The organism is Nostoc sp. UHCC 0251, from assembly GCF_034932245.1.
Lineage (GTDB): Bacteria > Cyanobacteriota > Cyanobacteriia > Cyanobacteriales > Nostocaceae > Nostoc.
This window is the reverse complement of sequence record NZ_JAYGHD010000535.1, coordinates 1-1,370: the sequence shown is the minus strand read 5'-3', so window position 1 is coordinate 1,370 and position 1,370 is coordinate 1. Positions and strand designations below refer to the sequence as shown.

The window sequence follows — 1,370 nt, the reverse complement described above, 5'->3', positions numbered from 1 at the left end:
TAAAAAACAAAGGCAATAGTGACTATGTTGCAATTTAAATGCCGATTAGCTTAACCTGTTCTGGGGTAACTATCATTAGTCATTTGTCATTTGTCATTGGAAAAAAAACGAAGAGACAAGGAAGAAAGTTGTCCCCTTGTCTCCATTCTCTATGTCTACTTCTAACTAGGGCGATTATGTTCTAACCCTGGGATTTGTTTAGAAAACAACTCGTTAGAGTCAACTTGACCATTTGAGATAACGGAACGCATACCCTCGAAAGCAGCAGGGATAGTGCGCGGATCTATAAATAAGACCTTGCTGCTATCGCTTCTACCAATTGTCGCGCCCATATCCAGATAGCCCAAGGCGAACAGAACTTCCACTGCTTTATTGGCATTGGGATTCGTCTGGAGCTTTTGTGCAATAATATCTGCTGATTCTGCGATCGCTTGGGCTTTCAAAACCTGCTGCTGACGTTCCGCTTGAGCTTTCAAAACGATCGCCTTTTGTTCAGCTTCCGCTTGCAGAACTGTTGATTTTTGCCGAGCTTCGGCATCCAATATTTGCGCCTCCGCTTTACCTCTAGCACTATTGACAGCAGCTTCGCGTTCACCCTCAGAATTTAAAATTGCTGCCCGTTTGCGTCGTTCTGCCGACATTTGCAATTCCATCGATTCTCGCACCGCTTGCGATGGAACAATATCTCGCAGTTCTACCCGCGTCACTTTCACACCCCAAGGATCAGTGGCAATATCCAATTCCCTTAACAGAAGTTCATTGATTTGAGAACGGGCAGTAAAAGTTTGATCTAACTCCAATTGTCCCATCTCGGAGCGAATTTGAGTCAGCACCATATTCACCATTGCCGCTTGGAGATTTTCTACCTTATACCAGGCTTTTTCCATATCCACAATGCGCCAGTAAAACACCGCATCCACCTCAATACCAACGTTGTCGCGGGTGATGCATTTTTGGGGAGGAATATCTAAGACTTTTTCCCGGATAGTTTCTCTGTAAACGATTTTATCCAAAAAAGGAACTAAAAAATTCATTCCAGGTTCCAGCTTTTTGTTATAGCTGCCCAATCTTTCCACCAAAGCTTCATTACCCTGATTGATGACTTTTACAGACCCCGCTACAGCAGAGCCACCAAGGGCTAAAAAGACTAGTAAAAAAAACTGTTCCATTGTAAATCTCCTGATTTTTAAGTATCAAATTTAACTCAAAAGTAAAAAAAGTGGGACAGGGCAAAGAAAAACTAATGACCAATGACCAATGACCGAATGGCACTAAGAAAAGCCCAAAGGCTTGTGTCGTCTCGTTCCCAGCCTGGAGGCTGGGAATGTATTTAAAAGAGGCTCTGCCTCTTGTCAAGCTACTGGAGGCGG

The 1,370-nt window shown here is 43.5% G+C and carries 1 protein-coding gene; it reads right to left on the bottom strand.

Annotation, left to right across the window (positions count from 1 at the left end; all coding sequences use genetic code 11):
- Positions 1-161 precede the first annotated feature (161 nt).
- Positions 162-1,169: an SPFH domain-containing protein gene (locus VB740_RS36645; protein ID WP_323204703.1), complete on the bottom strand. Its 1,008-nt coding sequence runs from the start codon at positions 1,167-1,169 to the stop codon at positions 162-164.
- Between the last annotated feature and the right edge of the window lie 201 nt (positions 1,170-1,370).

What these genes read in the sequence shown, in the direction of transcription:
- VB740_RS36645 (WP_323204703.1), bottom strand. Translation starts at nt 1,169, where the DNA reads ATGGAACAGTTTTTTTTACTAGTCTTTTTAGCCCTTGGTGGCTCTGCT.